Genomic DNA, 23,983 nt, shown 5'->3' with positions numbered 1-23,983 from the left:
TCATCGGTTGTGTCTCCATTGTCGTTATTGTTTTTTGAGACTAGCATTATTATATTGTTAATTATTGGTTAATTTTAAGTTAATTATTAATATGTGAATCAAGCTCACAAAAAGGGATACGTAAAATGGGAAAAAATATAAAAAATGAGTCAAATGGTGGGGTTATTTGAGCGAAGATCAACGCGTTTTTTTGTCGTAACGATTAGCTAACCATGCGTAGGTGATACCAGCTAGGGCACCAGCAATATGGGATTCAGTAGAAATATACAGGTTAATGGGGAGCAAGCCGCTAGCCATCGTACCAAAATAAAATAACACGAATAATGCAATGGCAATATCAACCCATTTTCGCCGTAAAAAGCCTTGGGCAATGAGTAAGCCCCATAGACCAAAAACCCAGCCACTAGCACCGATATGGATAGCATTACGGCCTAGTAACCAAACAGCTAAACCACCAACACTGATAATAAACAATGATGCCAGTAGATAAGCTTTAACTGTGCGATGAAGTAGCAAGGCACTTAAAATGATAAATGGCGGTAAATTGCTGAATAGATGCCCCCAACTACCGTGGATAAAGGGGGCAAAAAAAATGCCTAGTAACCCGGTCATGGTTCGAGGGACAACCCCAAAGGGGGTTAACCCACCCGCTGTTAGACTATTAATTAACTGAACAATAATAAAAATTGCTACCAGAAAAATTAATAGCCTAATACGCGGGTAACCTTGCAAAAAGTTCATCAGGGGTTACCAAGGGCTTGGACGCTTTCTACTAATGAAGCTAGCTGGCCCACAACCCGATCACCAATATCGGCATTATCGCCACCAAGTGCTTTATTACGCATGAAGTCTTTCTTAATTTGCTGCCAGCGTTTAGCATCTTTCTGAGAAAGAGTGCCACGTATTTCAGCCAGTTTAAGTAAGTTTTCTTCTGCACCAGTGGTTAAAAGTTGAGCTTCCCCAAGGTAGTGGTCATCAAGTAACCTTTCTAGCTCATCGTCATTCATAACTGAAGAAACCTTTTCACTCAATTTATTCATGTTTCGATAGCTACCTTGTAGGCGGAAAGCCGGCTCTGTACGGTATTTATCTGATTGGGCTGCACTTGCGATATACTGTTGGTTCACCTTCAATACAATATCTCGTAACTTAATCATTTTTTTGATTACTGAAGTAATTTCATTTATTTCAGCATCAGAATATGGGTAGCTGAGTGAGTTAGTTGAGATTGATTTCCCCATAGCTTTGTCGACAAATAAGTAGAGGTCATTAAGGTCCCGTAACGCTAGAGGGGCTAATACAGGGTTAGATGTGAGGCTATTTTCGATATAACTCAATGCAAAAGCATCATCCATCCCACCTAATACTTCCCCGAGGTTATAGATATCAGCACGGTTTGCTAGCATATCTGGAATACGGAACACTTCTCCTGACTCGGTATAAGGGTTACCGGCCATGACGACACAGAATTTTTTGCCTCGCATATCATAAGTTTTAGTTTTTCCTTTCCAAACCCCTTCAATGCGCCTTGTTCCATCACATAAGGAAATAAATTTCTGTAAAAACTCAGGGTGTGTATGTTGTATATCATCGACATATAGCATCACATTATTCCCCATTTCGAGGGCTAAATTCAGCTTTTCAAGTTCTTGCCTTGCCGTGGCATTAGGTGCTTGTTCGGGGTCAAGGGAAAGCACATCATGCCCAAGAGCAGGGCCATTAACTTTCATAAAAATTAACCCTAAGCGATCTGCCGCGTATTCCATTAAGGTAGTTTTACCATAACCTGGTGGGGATATCATTAATAGTAGCCCCATTAGGTCGGTGCGTTTCCCTTCCCCAAGAGCCCCTATTTGTTTCGCCATATTGTCACCAATAATTGGCAAATAAACATCATTTATCAATTTATTACGAACAAATGAACTCAGTGGTTTGGCTTTGAACTCATGAAGTTTTAAGCGACTACGTTCTGTGGCAATAATGCGTTGTCGTAATGCTTGATACTGGCGAAATTCAGGAATAAAACGTTTCCTTTGCCCACGCATACGACCAAAGTAATTATCTAAACTTAAGGATAAAGTCTGGTTTTCAATCGTTGGATGCTCACCTAGCAAACCGCTAACTTTAAAGTAAAGGTCAGCTTCACTATAACGGGCAGAGGCGACTTTATCTAATATGATAATCGCGATTGCACCTGGTATATAAGGTTCTAGATGAGAAAATTCAGGTACAGAACATAGCCCTTGTAGCCAGTTTTGAATTAATGACCAGCGTTGAGCATAGCGAGTACCTAAGTTTTGTTGTGAACGATTGAAATCGAGCCACATATGCGCATCTTCCAATCGGCTTTGTAATGCGAGCACTAATTCCCTAGCATATTTACTATAAACCAATTCTATGGGTGTTCTCGCTAAGGCAAAACTTAGATATTCAGCAGCCTGAGTCTGTACATACCCTTGGCATTGAATTGGGTTATCTTGTAAAAATAAGCTGATACCAGCTTCAATTTCGGCTTGTAGGTCAAGTAGGGCATTATCATTATGGAATAATTGGTGAATATTCATTGCCGTTCTTGCGCGTTCCGGCCATTGAGCAGGGTAATCTTCGTTTTGTACTTGTTCCCAATAGATTGCAGCAATGGCACGGGCTGTTGGGTTATAACGTAGAAGGTCTGCATTTTCACCGATTGGCAGTAATTTTTTCAGTAGTGCAACGGCATCATGGTCATGAATACCTTTTTCATAGCCTTCTTTGTAACGTGGGCTAGCAAAATCACGGACAATTTTCTCAAGTTTTTCTGGGGAAGTTAACGCACTTTTTAGAAGACTAAAATCCAGCCCGTCTTGGCGCTTGGTTGCCGCATAAATAATAGAATAAGCAAGGTATTCTGAACGATAAACGGTATCAGACTCAGATTCTAGTGATGCACTCCAATAAGGTCGTAACTGTGATAACTCTGCATTCTCAATAGGTTCTTGGAAATCAGTCCCTGTTAGATAAACCCACAGTTGATCATTCTTAGGTAAAATCGTTAGGTCTAGTTCTTGGGTATTCACACTAAAACGGTGACGACCCAATTTAATGATATTGCCGCCATCTTCAAAAATATCTGTTTTATCCCTTAGGACGCGGATAGCTTGGTCGCGAGAGGCTTTTAAACGAGCATCGATATCATCTGCCTTAACGTTATCGTTAATTTCCCTTAGTTTTTCAATAATTTCGCGAGTTTTTAATGCGAGGGGATCAGATGCGAAGAAAGCGTTAAGTTCATCTTGAGATTGTAAACGGACGGTTCTACGTTGCAAGCTATCGAGTAGGCGATCTGCTGCGGTTAATAAGTTTTGAGCACGACGTTGGCGGTCGTCAATTAGAACTTGTTTATGGGACTCAAAGGTTTCGAGTAATTCTTCACGTTTAGCAAGAATATCATCGAGAAATTCATCATGGCTACTAAACTGGCTTTCCAGTTCTTCTAATTGAACCAGTAATCTTGATAGCTGATCATCACAACTTTCAGGGTCAGAGGCAAGGGAAAGTGCATTGGTGATCCCTTGGCTAAACAAGCGAAATTGAGCCCCAAATTGCGCGACAGTTTCCACGCTACTTTGAGATTTTCGTTTTTGTTGTAAGCGAGCACGAGACTGGTTTAATTGTGCATATATTTGTGAGATAGCATCAATAATACTTGTTTGTTGAGTGACATCGTTAAAAGACAATGATGCCATTAAATTGGATAACATATCTAAATCAGCAGACATTTTTTCCATGTCATTCATGGGGACGTCTAACTGAGCACTGTTTTGTGATTTTTCTATTTGTTCTTCAAAAATAGCAAGCTGTGATTTAAAAGGTAGTAATGCTTTATCGCTTGCAAGGAACGCTGCGGTTGCTTGTGAAACAGATTGCTGAGCTTCAATTATTTCATTTTCCATTTCGCTGAGTTGTTCTAAATCCATATAGCGAAATTCACGTAATGAAATTAAATGCCCTCGATGTGCATTGAGAGAATTTAAGCCATCAACAAACTGTTGAATATCAGTCCAACCATCAGGCAGTGTCAAAGAAAGTAGTGATTTTTGACGACTGACCGCCTCATTCATTGATTTGGCGGATTGTTGCCTAATACTCTCAACTTTTTCATACTCATCAAGAACTAATTCACTAGTCTGAGTAATCTCTTTCAGTAATTTACCAATACTTAGGCACTGTTCATCGCTGAGCCAATAATAGAGATCTAATAAATTTTTGGGTTGTTGGCTAAGTTGTTCATAGCGCGCAATAGAAACTTGGTTACCTTCTATCTCTTTTGCAACATGCAAAATTTCTGAAATACCCCTTACTAAATCAGCATTTCCTATACGCCCAAAAAAACCACTCCGTGTTGGTTGCTGATCTGCAAACTCTTCTGAGTAAAAAGGTGTTTGCCAAACCTGCATAGGATGCACTCGGGTGGCTTCCTCCCCTTCACCTTCAAACAGTACCATTTTGCCATCTTCAAACATGGCGTAACCATGCCCAATAAGCGGAACGGATAATGTACGTTCGATTAAATTATAGTTAAATAGGGCAAGGCGACCTTGGTTTGGGGAATAGAAAACATATAAGACATCTTCACCATTTGGAGAACGACGTAAACGACGAAAACGCATTCCCTCCATGGGCTGATCAAAGGTTTTGTAATCGCCATTTTGTAAATAGTAGCCACCAGGGAAAATAATGCCGTGATCTTCAGGTAGCTGAACACAAGCTTGCCCAATGGCATCGATGCGTTGTACTGATTGGGATAATGTGTTGTAAACCAGATAACGCCAGCTTTCTTCTCGGTAAGGCAGAACCTTTAATATAATTAAGCTGCCTGTTTGAGCGTATTCAATTTGTGCGTCATCAAGAGACTGGTTTTTATCCAGAACAGCTTCCCGATAAATCCCTAAACCATCTTCAGTATTATTTTCACACTTAATTGTTAAGTCGCCACCGATAGTTTCAATAAATACAGTATCAAGAATATTTAGATGAGGGTAACGACCATTAACCGTGTTTTCGCGTGTGGTTTTATGCCATTCAAAGTCATACGCGGGAGGAAGAGCTATGTCCCGCTCACCTCGATTATCTATATATTCGATACGGCGCTTATCACTTGATATAGACCAACGGAAAACACGGACATCAGTGATGCGGTCACCAATTTGGAAACTGGCGAGAAGTTTCCCATCCCTTTCAACAAGCTGAAGGAGTTGGGTGTTTTTATAGTAAGTGTACAGTTCAGTAAAATCTTGAACAAAGCGATTATCGCTTAAAAAGGTTTCTTCGTAAGGGACGGCTTCAACATCAAATTCATCCTCACCTTCGACGAGTCGATATAATGAAAAAACATCTTCAAGGTGAGTTTCTTTTTTAAGCCCGAGGAAAACGTTATAACCAAATAAAAGCCATTCACCAACACGAACAATGTCCCTTGCTTGGCAATTATTTTCAGTACGAATACGAATGCGGCCAATAATATCCATTTGGCTTTGGCCAAATTCTTCTAGCCGTTTTTCATTCAGTAACGAAGCTTTTTGATGAAGTTGCTGACCTTGCTCGGTTAGGCGCTTACGCAATATTTCATACGCCCCCCCTTCTGCGACAGCGCTATCGAGTATTTCTTGTTCGCGATCCGTATCCTGAATATCTGACATGGTGCAGCAAATTCCCTTAACTAAGACAATAAAAATGAAAAGCGATTAGGGGTAGAATTACCCCTATATGTGCTGATTACTTAAAGTTGGTCATCTGTCGGTGGAATAGGTTTTGCAGTGACTGTTTTTGCCAGTTGCCCTGCCCCTTTCGCTGCCATAAAGCCATTGATTAGGTCTTGAACTTCAGGGTTTTTTAGTAAAGCGGCAATATCAACTTTCTTATCTTCTTTGCTGCGATTAATTAGTTTTTCAACATTCTCTTTAGCGAAGCTGCTTTTATCCATAAAACCATCAACAGCTTTGCCTAAGCTAAGTGCTTTTGAGAAAGTATTAAAGAAGTTGCCATCACCACCTACAATTTCGATATTGGTTTTGCTCAGTGCAGCAGCCAATACATCGGCTTGTTCACGAGCAATTTCTTTATTCGCATCAATAGAGGCCATGGCTTGTTCAAATTCTTTCTCAAGACGCATACGGAACTCTTCATGAGAACGAGCAGTATCGCTGAGGTGATCCATTGATTTAAATTTATCTGTTAAACCGTCAGCTTCGGCTTTCAGGCGTTGGCGGATAACTTCTGCTTGTGCTGAACCTAATTGACCTTCACCGCGAGCTTGTGCTGCCAGTTTTTCTTCAAGGACTTTGGCATCGGCTAAGCCTAATTTTTCTTTAGCGTTAGCTTGTTGTTCTTCACCACGAGCTTGCGCTGCTAATTTTTCTTCAAGAATTTTTGCTTCAGCAAACCCTTGTTGTTGCTCAGCTTTTGCTTTAGCTTCCATAACTTGGGCTTCAGTTAAGCCTTTTTCTTTCAAGCCACGTGCTTCGGCTAGCAGTTTCTCAGCCGTGATATTAGCAAGTACTAAACCTTCTTTTTCTTCGGCTTCCGCAGTTGCTTGGCGAACACGAGCTTCTGCTAAACCTAATGCGGCATGCTCAGCTTCAATACCTTCAGCTAAACGTTTTTTCGATTCAGCTTGTTTTGCTGATGCTTCTAATTCAGCTTGTGCCATCGTACTGATTTCTTCTGCACGGTGTTTAGCGCTAGCTTCATCTGCGGCAGCTTTTTTCACTTGGCGGACTAAAGACTCTTCCGCTTCTGCTTCGGCATTAATGACAGTGACTTTTTTCATACGCTCAGCTTCAGAAACTTCGCGAACTTCTTTAATGCGTTCCTCTTCTTGTGCAACCGTTTTTTCCACTGCTACACGCTCACGGATTACATTAGAGATATTCTTACGTTCTTCTTCCAGCGCTTTTTCTTTTTCAATACGTTGTAATTCAACTTCTCGTTCACGAGCAACGACTTCAAGTTCACGAGCACGGCTAACGCGTTCTTCTTCAATAGCAACAGCGCGAGTGCGGTTCTGTTGAGCCACTTCGACTTCACGCATGCGGTTTTCTTCGCGAATTTCAATTTCTTGCTGAGTTTGGATACGCGCTTGTTCTGATTTTAAACGTTCTTCTTCTTGAACACGTAAAGTTTCAGCCTGTTCACGCGCTCGGATATTATCGATTTCACGTTTTTGACGGGCTTCTGCATCAGCTTGTTGACGCTCAAGTGCTAAGCTAGCTTCACGCGTTTCCACATTTTTCTTTTGAATCGCCAGTTCTTGGTCTCGTTCTTTCTGGTTGGTTTCTATATTGTGAATAGCCGTAATTTCAGTAATTTTACGAATACCTTCGGAGTCAAAAATATTATTTGGGTCGAGGGCTGATTTTGGTGTCTGTTCTAGGTAGTCGATAGCGACATCTTCCAGAGCGTAACCGTTGAGGTCTTTACCTATTACATCCACAATGCGGTCACGGAAATCTTGTCTATTTTCAAATAATGTTGCTAAATCTAATTGTTTACCGACAGTTTTTAATGCTTCTGAGAATTTAGCACTAAATAAGGTGCTGACGGCTTGGTGGTCTGATGCGCGGTCAACCCCGATAGCTTTAGCCACTTTCAGTACATCTTCAGTAGTTTCATTTACGCGCAAGTAGAATGCAACCGTGATATCTGCGCGTAGGTTATCATGACAAATAAGGCCATCTTTACCGCGACGGTCAACTTCCAGAGTCAGCAATGAAATACGCATGAACTCTTTTTTGTAGATAACGGGATAAACTAATGCCCCAGTAAAATGTACTTTTGGTTGAGACGACATATCGTTGACAATCAAAGCAGTACCTTGTGGGACTTTGATATAGAAGGCTTTGAATAACCCAAAAAACCCTAAAATAACTAGGATTATCCCTCCGACAATGGTTAAAAAGGGCATTAATGCAGCCAAATCCATATTTTTTCTCCATAGGTTCTGACGATGTCGTCATTTCGATGATTCAAGCAAGTATTATTTTATATAACAACCAATAGCTTTAGTTGCGGAATTCTTTTTCAGTGACAACTTGGTAACTGTGTGAGTCTGCGTCATAGCTAATAATAACAACGCGATCACCCCGTTTTATACCTTCTGTAAATGGCGCTCGTATTTGCAAAATTAGCCCGGCACCACCATCTTCGAGTATGGCTTCACCGTTTTTTTCATTGACGGTACCTGAGCGGACTGTGGCATATTTCCCGATGAGTTGGTGTACTGTTTTGGGTTTATTGAGGCTAATAAGTTTATTCCGTACAGGTTTTAAGCAAAGGGCGGTTAAGTGAAGTGAGATAAATATCGTGATAACAAATACAGCAAAACCAACAAGATAACGCAATAGACTTAAATCAATAAAGCGAATAAAACCATAAACACTAAAGTAGGTGATCACCCAACCAAACAGTGTAAATAATGTCAGAATAATGGTGACAGGGACCCCTGCTAACCCAAGTTTTGTTAACCACCCAGCAAAACCTGTTGCGTCAATACCGCTATCAAATTCAGTATCAACATTGAATAAATCAATATCTAACAGACCAAAAGCAGCGCATAACCAGTAAAACAACACAATAATTAGTAAGCCGCTAAAGATAACTGTTGGAAACATCAAGCTGTTATGGAAAAACAAACTCATAGGATTTTCTCTTTATTCTAAGTATGTATACATAGTATGCAAAAACAGGAACAGCTTGTTTAATTTATCACCATTAAAAAATATAACGTAATAATATATTTTTTAATTAATTACAGTATCAGACTAGTCTATAAGCACTTTTAATTTTTGAGTTTCGTACAATACTGGATTGATATCCAGTGTGATCCTCTGAAGTTATTCCTAAAGTACTTTTTATAATAAGAAGCTACTGACAGAGCATGATTTTATCATTAATAGCTAAGTTGATGATAATCATTCTCAACCAAAGAGGTGGTATTTAAAGGATAAAATGGGGAAAATAGAAATGATTAAAGTGATAAATTTGCGCTTCATTGGCTAAAAGCTTAATGAAGCGCAAAAAAGTACAAAGTTAGTCAATTAAGTTTAGGAATGCTGCCCCTCGAGCCCCACCAGAGTCACCATAACGTGCTTTTTCAATCGCAGGTAATGTTGCGATGCCATAAAGATATTGTGGTAGGACTTCAGGTAGTCGTTGATAGATTTCTTCAAATTGTGAGAGCCCCCCACCAATAACGACTAAATCAGGGTCGAAAACGGTGACGATTTGCCCCATAAACATTGCAAGCAATGATATATAACGGTCGACATGCTGTTTTGCTTGGATATCACCTTGTTTATATTGTTCAATGATTTCGATTGCTGAATGTTTTCTACCAGTAAACGAAGCATAGATACGTTCAAAGCCGGGGCCAGATAAATAAGTTTCAAAGCAAGCGGTTTGCCCACAACCGCAAATGATTTCAGGGACTGTATCACCCAAAAGCTTAGCGCCGCGAACGCTTAAATTCATGTGGCCAATTTCTCCGGCAATCCCATTTTTTCCAGGTAGCACTTTGCCGTTTATGACGAAACCACCACCAACCCCTGTTCCTAGAATTAAGCCTAAGACGGTTGGATAACGTTTGAATTCAGGGTCCCAAGCTTCTGATAAAGCAAAACAATTAGCATCATTTTCCACTTTGACTGGGCGCTGTAAAATATTAGCCAAGTCATGAATTAAAGGTTTATATTGCGCAGTTGGGACGTTTGTTGTGAATACAGTGCCTTCAGCATGGTTGACGATACCTGGCACACCAACTCCTATTTTGCCTAGACAGTTAAATTTTTCATCGGCTTCTTGTGTGAGTGTGAGAAACGCGTTTAACAGTGATTGGTAGTCGTTTTTAGGCGTAGGAACACGTTTTTGCCAGACTTGATTTAACTCTTTGTCAAAGACAGCAAGTTCAATTTTTGTTCCGCCCATGTCAAAGCCGTAATACATTTTCACCTTCCCCTAATGGTTTATTTATTAAAAAGCTAATGTATCTCTTTGATAAATAATAAATGATAGTGCGTAATAGGTTAATTATACAAAAGATCACTAGAGGATAAATTATTGTTTTAGATTTTATTTTTCTTTAGGTGTTTTTAGGTTGATTTGCATTGAACAATAACAGATTAAAAGAGGCCAGTGTGTAACGACTCGCCTCTCGGTGAGGGTTAATCAGTTGTTGTAGGATCTACAGGAGATTTGAAATTTTTTGCAATAAATTCATTGAGTTTAAGTGCCACAATGGCATGAACTTCTTGTGTTGGATGGACATTATCATTAAATAGATAAGGTGGGGCCGTATCTAGTTGTTCTTTTCCACCAATATAACCGTTAGCAAATGGTAGGTTTGTTTCATAGTTAAGGGTTTTGGCTTGCTGATAAATCTCTGTCATCGTTTTATCAATATCAAAAAAAACGATATTAGTACTATGCAGAGCATTTAATTTTTTTATGCTATTTTCCAATGCTTGATTATGCATAAGAGTTAGCATTTTCATTTTATTTTCATATTCCATCGGTTTTTCGTTCTTAAAGGGGGTTTTACTTGGGTCAGGTATCCCCATTATTAAGATATTCTGTGCACCATGCTTTATCATTTTATTGATTGCTTTGAGCTGACTGGAAATGACTTTATAGGTATTTGTTTTATTGAATGTCATGTAATCATTAGAGCCAATAGAGATAATAGCAAGGTCTGACTTATTGAATTTAATACCTTGTATTTGCCTTTTTATATTGGAAATAAATCTAAATTTAGGGTTTTTTTGGTTGTAAGTTGCGCAGACAGCGCCCCCTTCGGCCTTATTGATAACTTCAACAGGTCGATATGTATTATTTGAATTTTTGTCTTTGTAGCTCATCACTGTTGGTGAAGTTAGGAAGTCTACCCATGTGAAGCCGTTAGTAAAGCGTCCTTTATAGTATTGTGGTGCAGAAGGTAGTAGCCCTAGTGTCTTTTTCAGCATTCTTCCTTCTGAATCTGACAGGCTGTCTCCAACCACAATAACTCTTTCAAAATTATTAATTTTATCTTTTGGCTGGCTATACATACTAACAGCTAATGAAAATAGTTCTTTAGACTGTGAAGAGTCAGTCTCATCGGTATTAATACTATTAGTTGATGGGTTAGACACATTAAAAATAGGTACGCCTCCTAACTGAAAACGGGAATTAAATAACATTTTGATTTTACGAGTGAATGAGGAAGAGGTATTTTCAGGTCGACAATTATTTACTTGATCAGTATGACGAGGGAAAGTGCGTATTGTTTCTATAGGCATTGTTTTTTACCCAAATAATTAATTAAGTACTTATAAAGTTATCAGGTAATTTTTTATTCAAATATCAAATAGTGATAACAGATTTTTGGTTTTTCTAGTATTTATTCTCTTATAAAGTGTTTTAATTCAGTTTGTTATGTTTATTTTGTTGTTTGTGAAATAGTGTTGGTCCATAAAATAGTTGCGTCGTTATTTTAAATAATATATTGTTATATTATAACATAACATTTAGGTGGCTATTATGAAACAGGGGATACATCCACAGTACCGTACAGTGGTTTTCCATGACACAAGTGTTGATGCTTATTTTAAAGTGGGCTCGACGATAAAAACGGCAAAAACGATTGAATTTGAAGGGGAGATTTTCCCTTATGTCACCCTTGATGTGTCTTCTCAATCGCACCCATTCTATACCGGCAAACAAAAAGTGATTTCTCAAGAAGGGAAAACAGCACAATTCCAAAAACGTTTCGGGCGTTTTTTACAAACAGAGGGGAAATAAACGTGAAAGTGTTGAGTTCGTTAAAAACGGCAAAAACGCGTCATCCAGATTGCCAAGTTGTTCGCCGTCGTGGTCGTGTGTATGTGATATGCAAAACAAACCCACGTTTTAAAGCTGTACAAGGCTAACTCCTTGTTAATTTTTTCTGGTGTTTCTTGCTTTTGCCATGGCAATTCATGCTCCTTGCCATGGCATTTTTTATGCATTTACAAAATTGAGAATGCTATTTTTAATTTGTTCTCTTAGCCATAATGTTTTGGAATTATACGAGTTGCGTTTATGCCACAACACTAAAAAGGGGATTTCGAGTTGCTGGTAAAGAATGTCATCAATGGGGAGTGGTAGACAGACGAGATCAAGTTTGAAGTTATTCACATAATGTTGGCAGTATCCGGGAGTACAGGTAATGAGATTGTGTTCAGGTCGTGATGCCATCAGCAGTGATTGTTCAAATGTTGAAAATGAAAGGCTAATTTGGCGATTAAGCCCCATTGTAGACAATAAGTCATCTAGGGCCCATGGAATACGATTACCAAATTCAGTGCTAATATGAGGGTATTTTAGGAAATTGGCTAAACTCCATTCTTCTTTTAGAATGGGGTGATCTCGGCGAATAAAGGCCAGAGGTCGGTCAGTAAACAACACGTCGAAATTAAGGATATTTGGTAAGTGGTTTATTGACTCTTTTGAGCTGTGAAAACTTTCCCTACCTACTAACCCAATATCGGCATCACCTGCCACTAATGCCGCAAGTGAATTATAGTCCCAATCCCGCATAATGACGTCTGATTCAGGATATTGATTGAGGATATTCAAGGATAAATCATGGAGCATGATCAGATTTAATGGAGCTTCCATCATTAACCGGAATGTTATTCCCCGTGGTTTTTCAGTATCACGGATTTCAGTGATATAGCTGGATAAATTCAAAAACTCAGGAAGTGATTTTTCTATATGATACATCAATGGTGTAGGAAGAAGCCCTTGCGGGCTGCGAATAAATAGCGGGTCATCAAACCATTGGCGTAGTTTAGACAATGATTTACTGACAGAAGATGGCGTGATAGCAAGGCGTTGAGCTACGAGGCTAACACTCCGCTCTTCCATTAAATATTGCAAAATAACCAGTAAATTTAAGTCTAAACGATGCAATTGTTTATTCACATGCTATTACCTTTTCATTGACTTGTGTGGCGGGAACTCTGAGCAAGATTATGCCCATAGTACCTGCTGCTAATAGGATAATTAGCAACATACTGATTGATGGTATGCCAATTGCCCCCATTAGCCAAATATACAAAGAGGCGAAGCTGAGTTGCGAAATGGCTAAAATGGAGCTTGCAATACCGGCTTTTCTGGTAAATGGGGATAGCGCTTGGCTCATAATAATCCCAAATTGCATTGAAAAACCCATTCCGCTACAAGCAAAAACAATAAATAGCAAAATCAGGTTGTTAAACGTAAAGAGATACACAGATAAAACAACGGCATTGAATAAAAATAACCCAAGGGCAGTATTGAGCAGCGATTGGCTATTAAATGTTGATAGCAATTTTGGCATTAAGAACGAAGTCCCCATACTCACCATTGCTAGAACGGTCATAGCTGTGGAATATTGACCCGTGGTAAAACCTAGATTACCCATCAGGATAATCGGTGCGACATTCACATAGGTCAGGATCACAGCCATTCCAAAGCAAGAAATAATCAAACGAGTGACAAAGAATAAATTGAAGATTTTTTCTGTGGTGTCTGGCGATGATGTGGTGTGTTTGGTTTCTTGGCGAGCCGCAGGTTTAGTTTCTTTTATCGACACTAAGCAGAAAACCATACTCAGTACCGCATAAGCAGCCATAAAGTAAAACATCATTGACCAATGGTAGACCAGTAAAATGGCAAACCCAATGACAGGGGCAAGTACGGGGGCGATACAAGTCACGCCATTCATTGCCGCTAAGACTTTAGTCCGCCTTTGTGGACTAAGTACATCTCGTAAAATAGCGAAAGTCACCACATAACAGAAACCAGCGCCGATGCCTTGTAGGAAGCGAGCCATCAAAAATAGGTCAATCGATGTCGAGTTTCCTGCCATGACAGAGGAAATGGCAAATATTGCCGTCCCCACTAAGACCACGGGTTTACGGCCAACATGGTCGGCGAACCATCCCCCAATGAGCATTGTGGATGCCATGCCTGCAAGGTAAATAGAAAATGCGACATGAAGTTGGCTTTCACTAGCGCTTAAGTCAGCGGCTATATAAGGAATACCCGTTAAGTGAAGGTCGACACCAAGGGGATAGATAAGGACTATCCAAAAGCTAAAAAGAACATATTTGGTCATGAGATAAGCTGTACTGTGAGAGGGATTATTCTAATTTTAAGCTGAGTGAATGATATAACGAATGGATTAATTAGAAAACAGCATTTTCCAAAATGGAAATAAGATATTCATGTGTTTTAGGAGGAGTATTAGCTTTATTACTAATCTTCTTACTATTAGTGATGAAATTCACTTGCACACTGATGCATATTTTGTCAGGTTTAATATATCCGAAAAATTTCTAGCTCCAGCTTTCATGAGCCTCTTATAAATGACAAAAATGCGGTATTGCTTCTTATTAAGTTGGAACAGGAAATTTTTTGGTAAAACTTTAAACAAACAGGGTGAATAAAAATGAAAAATGTAGGGTTTGTTGGTTGGCGCGGTATGGTCGGTTCAGTATTGATGCAGAGAATGGTAGAAGAACGTGATTTTGATGCGATCCGCCCTGTATTTTTTACGACGTCACAACAAGGTGCAGAAGCACCAACTTATGGTGGTCATCGAAGTGTTTTACAAGATGCCTTTGATATCGATGCATTGAAAGCGCTAGATGTTATTATTAGCTGCCAAGGTGGTGATTATACTAATGATGTCTATCCGAAGCTCAGAGCCGCAGGCTGGGATGGCTACTGGATTGACGCAGCATCTTCATTACGTATGAATGATGATGCGATTATCATTCTTGACCCAGTGAATAACCAACACATTCAAGATGGTTTGAATAAAGGTATTAAGACCTTTGTTGGTGGTAACTGTACAGTTAGTTTGATGTTGATGTCTTTAGGTGGTTTGTTCACGAATAATTTAGTGGAATGGGCGTCAGTTGCAACTTATCAAGCCGCATCAGGTGCAGGTGCACGTAATATGCGTGAGCTACTGGCACAAATGGGGTCTTTGCACACACAAGTGGTCAAAGAACTGCAAGACCCAGCCTCTGCTATTTTAGATATTGAGAAGAAAGTCACTGATTTTACACGCAGTGGCGCGATGCCAACAGATGCGTTTGGTGTCCCACTAGCAGGAAGCTTAATCCCATGGATTGATAAAGCGCTAGAAAATGGCCAAAGCCGTGAAGAGTGGAAAGGCCAAGCGGAATCTAACAAAATATTGGCAACAGGTAAAAATATTATCCCTGTTGATGGTTTGTGTGTTCGTATTGGCGCACTTCGTTGCCATAGCCAAGCCTTTACATTGAAATTGAAAAAAGATGTGCCGTTAAAAGAGGTTGAACAATTACTGGCTTCTCATAATGAGTGGGTAAAAGTCGTTCCAAATGATAGAGAAATCACAATGCGTGAACTGACACCTGCTGCAGTGACTGGTACATTAAGTACGCCAGTTGGCCGCTTACGCAAATTGAATATGGGGCCTGAGTATTTATCAGCCTTTACTGTTGGTGACCAATTACTGTGGGGAGCCGCTGAGCCTCTTCGCCGTATGTTAAGGATTTTATTATAATTCCTTAATGAATGTCGGTGGGTTATATAGGCCTGCATATAAAAATATGTTGGCTTTACCCAAGGGGATATTCTTGTTGTACACGAATAATGGCGTCTTGATATGACGCCATTATGTATTTTGGTGATGAATAACCTTTAATTCAATATACTTCACTGGATAGAAAATACGGTTTTTTTAGGTATTGAAACATCATTAGGGGGAAGTATATTCACGTTTCCTCAAGCAGTTTTATATTATGACCCACTGTATTATTGGCAATACTAGGGCGAACAGTATTGGCGACTTCCATGATGCCACTATTTTTCTTTAGATAATGCCAAATATTTTTAGCTTTTATTGAGGGTCTTTTGTTTCCGATGGTAATTGATTAACCGGTAATATGTTACGGTTGCCATCAATCACCTGAATGTTGTTATTGGGTTGATAGCATTCACGCATGGGAGATAAACAAGCTTGTGATGCATGCTGTTGTATTCCTAACCAGTCACTAATTAACCAATAATTATTAGCAGTTGAATAGGGTTGACCCAAAGCTCGTGGGTTTAATGCCGGTTTTGGTATGGTTTGGCTGTACCAGATTAATAAGGGTATCTCATAAGCTTCTTTTCTTGGGTTATTTACGCCATGGTGGTAGTGAATATTGTTATCACTGTCTAATCGTTGTAATGCATGGTCTGAAAAGTACATCAACGAAGCGGGCTTCCCGTCTAGCTGTTGGAGTAAGTTTTCGATAAATTTATCGGTATAAGCGATAGAGCTGTCATAACAATTATCATCTTCTTGTTCACTGAATTTTTTTAACTCTTTTTCTGGAAAACGGTTACACGCAGGCTCATGGCTCCCATAAGTATGTAGAATGATCAGTTTTTTCTTGTCTGTTGGGTCGTTAATCGCATCATTAAAATGGTTTTGAATTTCCTCATCATAACCCACGAATTCATTCCATTTTTTCTTTTGAGCCATGTTAGCTATCGCAGAGATGACACTGGTTCGTTTATTGGTTTTTCCTTGGTTACTTATCCAATAGGTTTTAAAACCCGCATGATTGGCTAATGAAATAATATTGTCAGCATAGTGTGATTTATCCTGCATTTGGTCAAAGCGAATATTAGACAGTGAGATTGGCACTGACAATATGGTGACCGGAGCAGGAGAATAAGCTTGTTGGAATACCAAAAGCTGTGACTGACGATTATCTAGATTAGGGGTTGTATCATATTGATAGCCATATAAACCCATATGGTCACGACGTAGGGATTCGCCAATGACGAGAACATAGATTTGTGCTTCAGTATCTTTTTTCTCATAGTCAAATGATACGATTTGGGATGAGATTTTTTTTATGCCGCGGTTTTCATACAAGTTTTTGACGAGAGCAGCTGCATTGTAAAATGGCGTGTTGAGCAAATATTTTTCGGTTATTAACAATGAGCTATCTGGTTTATTGAGTAATGACGCGTAATAAGCAGGGATTGCTAAGAGGTAACCACATAACATCGCGATACTAATCATTGTCGTACGGCGGTTTATATATTTAGTACATTTATGGATGCTTAATAAATACACTGAAAAAACAAACAAATAAAAGATCACATAACCAATATTGTAGGAGAGCATCCCCACCGTTTCGCTACTATTGGTATTAATAAAGGTTTCGGCAATTGAAGAGGAAAACCGAATATCGTGTTTTTTGTAAAAGAAAAATGAGACTGAAAGATTTAACGCCCAAAGCAATGAGACGAAAACCGTGAATATTTTTCCGATAAGGGACCGATATACGCCAGCACACAGAAGCATAATGAGTGTGCCAGAAATGATAATCGCAGTGTCTGCCATCACATTCGCATCACCACTGAAAAAAACAGGGATGGATGAGAGCAACAAAAAATAAATAGGGATAATCAGTTGTCGTATCATTGTTTTCTTATTACGTATTTTGCTTTTACCTTGAGTGTGTTGGGTTATTGAACATATGGATTTAACCATTAACATCTAATTAACTTAGGGTATTAACCGTTTATAGCACATAAAAAGATAAGATAATCAAAATAGTGGCGTAAAAAACTGTAAAATCTCGTGAGGTTAAGTCATGAGCTTTTCCCTACCAAGAAAATGGCAGCGAAGAAACTTTGTTAAAAGAGAGAGCAATTTGGATCTCAATATCACTGTGATGGTCACTTTTAGATAAAGGCTTACCATAATCGGCTAATAAATTAATGAGTTATTGTTTATTTTAAAATAAGAGGGCTGCTGAATGTCATGTTCAGTGAGCAAATAAGTAGGGGAAATAAAGAAAAAAATAACCCCACACTTTCGAGTGGAGTTATTTAATATTAATCAGTAAATATAATAATTAAATATCAATATTTGCTGCTTTTAGCGCATTCTCTTCAATAAATGCACGACGAGGTTCAACAGCATCACCCATCAATGTAGTAAAGAGTAAATCTGTTGCGATAGCATCTTTTACGGTTACGCGCATCATACGGCGAGTTTCAGGGTTCATGGTGGTTTCCCAAAGCTGTTCTGGGTTCATTTCACCAAGACCTTTATAACGCTGTACATACAGACCACGACGCGATTCACGAGATAGCCAAGCGAGAGCTTCTTCAAAGTTATCAATATTCTGACGACGCTCACCACGTTGGATATACGCCCCTTCTTCAATTAAGCCACTGATTAAGTCGCCTAAATGAGTGATACGGCGATACTCGCTACCGTGAACAAAATCGAAGTCGAGGTTGTAATCAGTATCAACACCGTGAGTGCGAATACGGATTGTTGGCTCAAATAATTGGCGCTCACGATTTTCTTTAATTATGTAGCTATATGTGCTGCCGAATTGCTCATTGTCTTCTAAGCGCTTAACTAATGTTTGAGCCCATTCTTCAACTTTTGCGTTTTCTTTTAAGTCTTCCTCAGTCAGCGTAGACTGATAAACTAAGCTGTTGAGTAAGGCTTGTGGGTATAAGCGCTCAAGGCGACGAATAATACGGTGAGCCGCATTATATTCGACAACCAGCTTTTCTAATTCTTCACCTTTCATTGCTGGAGCGTCGGCACTGAGATGTAACTCTGCACCATCAAGGGCGATAGAAATAAGATAATCGTCCATCGCATCATCATCTTTTATGTATTGCTCTTGTTTGCCACGTTTTACTTTATACAGTGGCGGCTGAGCGATAAAGATATGACCACGTTCAACAATTTCAGGCATTTGACGATAGAAGAAGGTTAATAGCAGTGTACGAATGTGTGAACCATCGACGTCCGCATCCGTCATGATAATAATGCTATGATAACGCAGTTTGTCTGGGTTGTACTCATCACGTCCGATGCCACAACCTAATGCTGTGATAAGAGTGGCAACTTCTTGTGAAGAAAGCATTTTATCGAAACGCGCTTTTTCAACATTAAGAATTTTACCTTTTAGTGGCAAAATAGCTTGGTTTTTACGGTTACGGCCTTGTTTTGCTGAGCCGCCCGCAGAGTCCCCTTCCACTAAGTAGAGTTCAGATAATGCTGGGTCACGTTCTTGGCAGTCTGCTAATTTACCCGGTAGGCCGGCTAAGTCTAACGCACCTTTACGGCGTGTCATTTCACGTGCTTTACGTGCGGCTTCACGAGCACGAGCGGCATCGATAATTTTACCGACAACAATTTTAGCGTCATTCGGGTTTTCCAGTAAATACTCAACCAACCGCTCGTTCATGATAGTTTCAACGGCAGTTTTTACCTCAGAAGAAACTAGTTTTTCTTTGGTTTGTGATGAGAATTTAGGGTCTGGAACTTTCACGGAAATAACAGCAATTAGGCCTTCACGCGCATCATCACCTGTAGCGTTGACTTTGCTTTTCTTCTGATAGCCTTCTTTTTCCATGTAGTTATTTAATGTGCGGGTCATCGCTGCACGGAAACCAGCTAAGTGAGTACCACCATCACGTTGTGGGATGTTATTGGTGTAGCAGTACACGTTTTCTTGGAAGCCATCATTCCATTGCATTGAAACTTCAACACCAATACCGTCTTTTTCTGTAGAGAAATAAAATACTGACGGATGAATTGGCGTTTTATTGCGACTTAAATATTCAACAAAGGCTTTGATACCACCTTCGTAATGGAAATGGTCTTCTTTCCCATCACGTTTATCAATAAGCCTGATTGATACCCCAGAGTTTAAGAATGATAGCTCACGAAGACGTTTAGCTAAAATATCATACTCGAATTCTGTGACACCTTTAAAGGTATCCATACTTGGCCAAAAACGTACGAGAGTACCTGTTATGTCTGTTTCCCCAACAACAGTCAGAGGACCTTGTGGTTCACCGTGTTTATAAATTTGCTCATGAACTTTACCGTCACGACGAATGACCAGTTCAAGTTTTTCAGATAAGGCGTTAACAACAGAAACCCCAACTCCGTGTAAACCACCGGAGACTTTATAGGAGTTGTCATCAAATTTCCCCCCTGCGTGCAGGACAGTCATGATAACTTCTGCAGCAGAGACACCTTCTTCTTCGTGTATACCTGTTGGTATCCCACGTCCATCATCCTGTACGGAGATAGAGTTATCGGCATGGATAGTGATCACGATATCGTCACAGAAGCCTGCGAGGGCTTCGTCGATAGCGTTGTCGACAACCTCGAAAACCATGTGATGAAGACCTGTTCCATCGTCTGTATCACCGATATACATGCCCGGGCGCTTACGCACCGCATCCAGTCCTTTTAATACCTTGATACTTGAGGAGTCATATGTATTCGACATCAACGTTTCCTGCTCTTTCTATTCCTGAGGTTGAACTTCTATTTTGCCATGTTCTACACTAAACATCTTACTGTTTGCGTCTATCATATCATTAACTTGTTCAGCTGTAATGGCACTGACAAACACTTGTGCTTGCGTAGCTTTGAGACGTGTCGCTAACAATTGGCGGCGACCCGCATCAAGCTCGGAGGCAAAATCATCCAGCAGATACAGGCACCTTTGCCCGCTCTGACGAGTGAAAAACTCACCCTGCGCTAACCTTAATGCACACATTAATAGCTTTAGTTGGCCCCGAGAAAGCATATCTTCTACAGGGGTACCATTTGCACGAATACGCAAATCTGCTTTATGTGGCCCTGAAGCGGTATAGGTTAGTGCTCTATCACGCTCAAATTGGCGCTCTAATTGTTCTGAATAATCAATTTCTTTATCCCAACCGCGCTGAAAGGATACCGAGAGTGAAAATTCGGGTAAAAACTGCTGACAGGTTTGCTCTATATTTTCGGCAATACCTGCGATGTAGTCATGACGCCATTGGCTAATTTGCTCTGAAATTGGCGCCAGTTGTTTATCCCAGTGACGTATTTGTTCGTAACGGGTAACTTGGCGTAAAGCCGCATTTCGCTGCTTTAATAACCGTTTTAAATCAGACCATACTGAAAAAAACAACGGATCATTGTGAAAACAGCCCCAATCAATGAAGGCTCGACGATATTTCGGGCCGCCATTGAGTAGTGTAAAACCTTCTGGGGTAATTAATTGCATCGGCAACAGTTTTGCAAGCTCTGCAATTTTATGGCCGTCGGTGCCGTCTATGCGAACTTTACTGTCACCCTCGCGATTTTTGCTTAACCCCAATGAAAGGTCATTACGATTTTTATCTAGATGGCTAAGTTTACCATGAAGAATAAATTGTTCTTGCTCATGACGAATAACACGATTCGCTTGAATACTGCGAAATGCGCGGCCATGACCTAAGGTGTACACTGCTTCCAGTATACTAGTTTTGCCACTCCCGTTTGGGCCAATTAAAAAATTGAACCCATTAGCAAGGGCGAGATCCGCATTTTCAATATTTCGAAAATCGCGGATTAATAAACGCGAAAGGATCATAAATACCGATTATAAACGCATTGGCATGACAACATATACCGCCGCTTTGCTTTCAGCGTCTTCAATTTGCACACTGGAAACTGCATCGGTTAATAATAGCTGCACGTTTTCACTTTTCAGTGCATTTAAGACATCTAAGATGTAGCTGACGTTAAAACCAATTTCCATCTCAGTTCCCTGATAGCTAACATCAACAATTTCTTCAGCTTCTTCTTGCTCAGGGTTATTTGCTGTGATGCGTAATTGGTTTTCACTAAAATATAAGCGTACTCCGCGGAATTTTTCATTGGATAAAATCGCCGCACGGGAAAATGCCTGTTTTAGTAAGTCACAACGAGCTTCTAATGTTTTATTTGGGTTTTTCGGTAACACACGGCGATAATCAGGGAAGCGACCATCAACCAATTTAGAGGTAAAAATAAAATCCCCTACGTGGGCGCGTATGTTATTGCTACCGATTTGCAGTTGTAATGGTGAATCGCCACCATCTAACAAGCGCATTAACTCAATCACCCCTTTACGAGGAACAATTACCGAATGAGAAGGTAAAGATTGACCGATGTCCATCGCACAAACTGCTAGCCTGTGCCCATCGGTTGAAACGGTTCTCAGCATTGAGTCTTCAGTTTCAAATAGCATTCCGTTGAGATAATAACGCACATCTTGGTGTGCCATGGAAAACTGAGTTGCTTCAATTAAACGTTTCAGTATTGACTGAGGAAGAGAAAATTCAACTTCACTTTGCCAATCATCTAGGTTTGGAAAGTCTGCTGCTGGCAAAGTAGATAATGAAAAGCGGCTACGACCAGAACGGACGAGCAGTCTATCATCATTGAGTTCTACTAGAATTTCAGAACCTTCAGGTAAACCACGCCAGATATCAAAAAACTTGCGTGCAGGCACCGTTGTTGCACCAACTTCATGTTCCTGCGTTAGAGGAACGTTGGCCATCATCTCCATTTCAAGGTCGGTTCCAGTGAGTTGGAGGGTGCCTTCTTTTACCTGTAATAAAAGGTTACCTAAAATAGGCAGAGTTGGACGCCCACCTAAAGGACCACTAACCTGTTGTAACGGTTTTAATAACTGCTCGCGTTCTATAATAAATTTCATAGCAATTAAGATGATAATGTTCTGATTAAATTAGAAAAATCTTCTTTGATGTCATGGCTCTCTTCCCGTAACTGTTCAATTTTACGACAAGCGTGTAATACCGTGGTATGGTCACGGCCGCCAAAGGCATCCCCGATTTCAGGTAAACTATGGTTGGTCAGCTCTTTTGCCAAGGCCATTGCCATCTGACGCGGACGAGCGACAGAACGAGAACGGCGTTTCGACAGTAAATCTGCCACTTTAATTTTATAATATTCAGCAACAGTTTTTTGAATATTATCAATAGTTACCAGTTTTTCTTGTAGTGCTAATAGGTCACGTAATGCTTCGCGTACAAAATCGATAGTAATTGCGCGACCTGTAAAGTTTGCGTTGGCGATCACACGATTTAATGCGCCTTCTAACTCACGAACATTAGAGCGAAGCCGTTTTGCGATGAAAAAAGCCACTTCACCTGGCAGTTGGATTTCATTTTCATCTGCTTTTTTCATTAATATCGCGACACGGGTTTCGAGTTCTGGTGGTTCGATTGCTACCGTTAAACCCCAACCAAAGCGTGACTTTAAGCGATCTTCAACCCCGTTAATCTCTTTTGGATAACGGTCGGATGTTAAAATAATTTGCTGATTGCCTTCAAGTAACGCGTTAAAAGTATGGAAAAACTCTTCTTGTGAACGCTCTTTGTTAGCAAAAAATTGAATATCATCAATAAGTAATGCATCTACAGAACGGTAATAACGTTTAAATTCTTCAATTGCGTTATTCTGTAGAGCTTTGACCATATCTTGAACAAAACGTTCAGAGTGCATATAAACCACGCGTGCGTTGGCTTTATGCTCCATAATACTATTGCCTACAGCATGTAATAAGTGAGTTTTACCTAAACCTGTTCCACCATAAAGGAATAGTGGATTATAGGCCCCACCCGGATTTTCAGCCACTTGCCTCGCGGCGGCACGAGCCAATTGGTTCGATTTACCTTCAACAAAGTTATCAAAAGTGTGCTTAGGGTTCACATTAGAACGGTAAGCGACTTCCGGTTGTACTTTGGCTGAGTTATCCCAACTTGGTTTAATCGGAGCTGACGGCGCGGCAAATGCAGGTACTTGGTTTGTTGTACGTGCTTGCGTTGCTGCCGGTGCGACGGCAATCGGTTTATTGCCCACTTCAAAGTGTAGAGCAGGCGCGTCAGTTCCACAAAAGTCATTCAATAATTCATTAATATTATTGATGTACTTGTCTCTAACCCAGTCGAGAACAAAACGATTTGGGGCATACAGTGCCAGTGTGTTGTCGTTTAATTCAGCTTGAAGGGGGCGTATCCACATACTGAATTCTGTGGCAGGTAGTTCATCCTGCAATCGGGCAAGACATTGCTGCCAAAGCGAAAGTGACAC

The 23,983-nt window shown here is 40.1% G+C and carries 16 protein-coding genes; 3 read left to right on the top strand and 13 right to left on the bottom strand.

The window, feature by feature from the left end:
- Positions 1-177: 177 nt before the first annotated feature.
- The 6 genes from ABE954_RS00080 to ABE954_RS00055 form a co-directional block, all read right to left on the bottom strand.
- Positions 178-741, bottom strand: a complete 564-nt coding sequence (locus ABE954_RS00080; protein ID WP_166685551.1) for a rhomboid family intramembrane serine protease — start codon at positions 739-741, stop codon at positions 178-180.
- Entirely contained in the window at positions 741-5,678 is a 4,938-nt protein-coding gene (locus ABE954_RS00075) for a DNA repair ATPase (RefSeq protein WP_131680792.1), read from the bottom strand. Before ABE954_RS00075 ends, ABE954_RS00080 begins: the two co-directional genes overlap by 1 nt.
- Positions 5,679-5,758: 80 nt before the next feature.
- Positions 5,759-7,960, bottom strand: coding sequence for a hypothetical protein (locus ABE954_RS00070; RefSeq protein WP_264403158.1), 2,202 nt, complete (start codon positions 7,958-7,960; stop codon positions 5,759-5,761).
- A 79-nt stretch (positions 7,961-8,039) separates the two neighbouring features.
- Positions 8,040-8,675, bottom strand: a complete 636-nt coding sequence (locus ABE954_RS00065) for an OB-fold-containig protein (RefSeq protein ID WP_042846787.1) — start codon at positions 8,673-8,675, stop codon at positions 8,040-8,042.
- Positions 8,676-9,066: 391 nt separating this feature from the next.
- A complete protein-coding gene (gene nagK / locus ABE954_RS00060) occupies positions 9,067-9,978 on the bottom strand; it encodes an N-acetylglucosamine kinase (protein WP_042846786.1) in 912 nt (303 codons plus the stop codon).
- A gap of 218 nt (positions 9,979-10,196) precedes the next feature.
- Entirely contained in the window at positions 10,197-11,309 is a 1,113-nt protein-coding gene (locus ABE954_RS00055) for an SGNH/GDSL hydrolase family protein (RefSeq protein WP_131680791.1), read from the bottom strand.
- A 241-nt stretch (positions 11,310-11,550) separates the two neighbouring features.
- On the opposite strand from ABE954_RS00055, the gene ABE954_RS00050 reads away from it, so the two are divergent.
- A complete protein-coding gene (locus ABE954_RS00050) occupies positions 11,551-11,811 on the top strand; it encodes a type B 50S ribosomal protein L31 (protein ID WP_071547547.1) in 261 nt (86 codons plus the stop codon).
- Positions 11,812-11,813: 2 nt separating this feature from the next.
- A complete protein-coding gene (gene ykgO / locus ABE954_RS00045) occupies positions 11,814-11,939 on the top strand; it encodes a type B 50S ribosomal protein L36 (protein ID WP_042846784.1) in 126 nt (41 codons plus the stop codon).
- 70 nt (positions 11,940-12,009) lie between these two features.
- Here the strand turns inward: ykgO and yidZ are convergent, their stop codons facing one another.
- Positions 12,010-12,975, bottom strand: a complete 966-nt coding sequence (gene yidZ / locus ABE954_RS00040) for an HTH-type transcriptional regulator YidZ (protein WP_071547546.1) — start codon at positions 12,973-12,975, stop codon at positions 12,010-12,012.
- On the bottom strand, positions 12,968-14,152 hold the full coding sequence (locus tag ABE954_RS00035) for an MdtL family multidrug efflux MFS transporter (RefSeq protein WP_166686685.1): 1,185 nt from the start codon (positions 14,150-14,152) through the stop codon (positions 12,968-12,970). The genes yidZ and ABE954_RS00035 overlap by 8 nt, the downstream gene beginning before the upstream one ends.
- A gap of 333 nt (positions 14,153-14,485) precedes the next feature.
- On the opposite strand from ABE954_RS00035, the gene asd reads away from it, so the two are divergent.
- Positions 14,486-15,592: an aspartate-semialdehyde dehydrogenase gene (gene asd / locus ABE954_RS00030; protein WP_042846781.1), complete on the top strand. Its 1,107-nt coding sequence runs from the start codon at positions 14,486-14,488 to the stop codon at positions 15,590-15,592.
- Between the two features lie 336 nt (positions 15,593-15,928).
- Here the strand turns inward: asd and ABE954_RS00025 are convergent, their stop codons facing one another.
- The 5 genes from ABE954_RS00025 to dnaA all read right to left on the bottom strand — a co-directional run bounded on the left by ABE954_RS00025 (position 15,929) and on the right by dnaA (position 23,983).
- Positions 15,929-17,512, bottom strand: coding sequence for a phosphoethanolamine transferase (locus ABE954_RS00025; protein ID WP_166685547.1), 1,584 nt, complete (start codon positions 17,510-17,512; stop codon positions 15,929-15,931).
- Positions 17,513-17,948: 436 nt separating this feature from the next.
- Entirely contained in the window at positions 17,949-20,363 is a 2,415-nt protein-coding gene (gene gyrB, locus ABE954_RS00020; RefSeq protein ID WP_042846780.1) for a DNA topoisomerase (ATP-hydrolyzing) subunit B, read from the bottom strand.
- A gap of 18 nt (positions 20,364-20,381) precedes the next feature.
- Positions 20,382-21,476: a DNA replication/repair protein RecF gene (recF, locus tag ABE954_RS00015; protein WP_042846779.1), complete on the bottom strand. Its 1,095-nt coding sequence runs from the start codon at positions 21,474-21,476 to the stop codon at positions 20,382-20,384.
- 9 nt (positions 21,477-21,485) lie between these two features.
- Positions 21,486-22,586, bottom strand: a complete 1,101-nt coding sequence (dnaN, locus tag ABE954_RS00010) for a DNA polymerase III subunit beta (RefSeq protein ID WP_042846778.1) — start codon at positions 22,584-22,586, stop codon at positions 21,486-21,488.
- A 5-nt stretch (positions 22,587-22,591) separates the two neighbouring features.
- Positions 22,592-23,983 carry a chromosomal replication initiator protein DnaA gene (gene dnaA, locus ABE954_RS00005; RefSeq protein ID WP_042846777.1) on the bottom strand — a complete coding sequence of 464 codons (1,392 nt, stop codon included), beginning with the start codon at positions 23,981-23,983 and terminating at the stop codon, positions 22,592-22,594.

It is taken from the genome of Providencia sp. TYF-12 (assembly GCF_041344805.1).
In the GTDB taxonomy this organism is placed as follows: domain Bacteria; phylum Pseudomonadota; class Gammaproteobacteria; order Enterobacterales; family Enterobacteriaceae; genus Providencia; species Providencia huashanensis.
Note: the sequence above shows the minus strand (reverse complement) of the source record. Positions and strands in the feature narration are given on the sequence as shown.

Excerpts from the sequence above, each read along its gene's own strand:
- ABE954_RS00080 (WP_166685551.1), bottom strand. The coding sequence starts at position 741 with ATGAACTTTTTGCAAGGTTACCCGCGTATTAGGCTATTAATTTTTCTG.
- ABE954_RS00075 (WP_131680792.1), bottom strand. The coding sequence starts at position 5,678 with ATGTCAGATATTCAGGATACGGATCGCGAACAAGAAATACTCGATAGC.
- ABE954_RS00070 (WP_264403158.1), bottom strand. The coding sequence starts at position 7,960 with ATGGATTTGGCTGCATTAATGCCCTTTTTAACCATTGTCGGAGGGATA.
- ABE954_RS00065 (WP_042846787.1), bottom strand. The coding sequence starts at position 8,675 with ATGAGTTTGTTTTTCCATAACAGCTTGATGTTTCCAACAGTTATCTTT.
- nagK (WP_042846786.1), bottom strand. The coding sequence starts at position 9,978 with ATGTATTACGGCTTTGACATGGGCGGAACAAAAATTGAACTTGCTGTC.
- ABE954_RS00055 (WP_131680791.1), bottom strand. The coding sequence starts at position 11,309 with ATGCCTATAGAAACAATACGCACTTTCCCTCGTCATACTGATCAAGTA.
- ABE954_RS00050 (WP_071547547.1), top strand. The coding sequence starts at position 11,551 with ATGAAACAGGGGATACATCCACAGTACCGTACAGTGGTTTTCCATGAC.
- ABE954_RS00035 (WP_166686685.1), bottom strand. The coding sequence starts at position 14,152 with ATGACCAAATATGTTCTTTTTAGCTTTTGGATAGTCCTTATCTATCCC.
- asd (WP_042846781.1), top strand. The coding sequence starts at position 14,486 with ATGAAAAATGTAGGGTTTGTTGGTTGGCGCGGTATGGTCGGTTCAGTA.
- ABE954_RS00025 (WP_166685547.1), bottom strand. The coding sequence starts at position 17,512 with ATGATACGACAACTGATTATCCCTATTTATTTTTTGTTGCTCTCATCC.
- gyrB (WP_042846780.1), bottom strand. The coding sequence starts at position 20,363 with ATGTCGAATACATATGACTCCTCAAGTATCAAGGTATTAAAAGGACTG.
- recF (WP_042846779.1), bottom strand. The coding sequence starts at position 21,476 with ATGATCCTTTCGCGTTTATTAATCCGCGATTTTCGAAATATTGAAAAT.
- dnaN (WP_042846778.1), bottom strand. The coding sequence starts at position 22,586 with ATGAAATTTATTATAGAACGCGAGCAGTTATTAAAACCGTTACAACAG.